This window comes from Streptomyces beijiangensis (assembly GCF_017315755.1).
GTDB classification, from domain to species: Bacteria; Actinomycetota; Actinomycetes; order Streptomycetales; family Streptomycetaceae; genus Streptomyces; species Streptomyces beijiangensis.
The window spans coordinates 1-211 of the sequence record NZ_JAFLRJ010001613.1; the positions used below are offsets into that span (position 1 = coordinate 1).

At 78.7% G+C, this 211-nt stretch carries 1 pseudogene; it reads right to left on the reverse strand.

The window, feature by feature from the left end:
• Positions 1–211 (reverse strand): annotated as a pseudogene (locus tag J0695_RS42905) (hypothetical protein); the annotation flags it as partial.

The following is a 211-nucleotide window of genomic DNA, read 5'->3' on the forward strand; positions in this document are numbered from 1 at the left end:
GCGCTGGTCCTTCGCGGCGCGCCGCTCGGCCTTGCGCTGGTCCTTGCCCGTACGCCGGTCGGCACGGTGCTGGTCCCGGGCCGCCTGGCGCTCCGCGCGGTGCTTGTCCTTGCCGGCCTGCCGGTCGGCGCGGTGCTTGTCCTTGCCGGACCGCCGGTCGGCCTGGTGCTGGTCGCGGCCGGCGCGGCGGTCGGCGCGGTGCTGCTTCCCG